Annotated in this window: 1 protein-coding gene; it reads left to right on the top strand. The window is 41.5% G+C overall.

What is annotated here, in order from left to right:
* Positions 1 to 246: hypothetical protein (locus tag AC0L3D_RS37110; protein ID WP_473647588.1), on the top strand; the 246-nt coding region annotated here is incomplete at both ends.

The following is a 246-nucleotide window of genomic DNA, read 5'->3' as shown; positions in this document are numbered from 1 at the left end:
CGGTATTCGTCAAGGTGATTATGTGTTTACAGGAAGATCAACTGCGGCGAATTCTTTCTTCACTGCATCGGGTGGAACCGTTTCATCTCTTGCAGCTATTAGCAACCAAAATTCAACTTTTAAACTGAGTGAACGTTTGGTTCAGCAATTTAAAACCGGGGATGCCCGTTTAGCTAATTTTACTACAGCTCAAGGTACTTTCTTTGGTGATGCCAATACGAATAGCACACGCTACACTTTAGTAGA

The sequence above is a fragment of the Mesorhizobium sp. WSM4837 genome (assembly GCF_055811435.1).
This window is presented reverse-complemented; position numbering and strand designations above follow the sequence as displayed.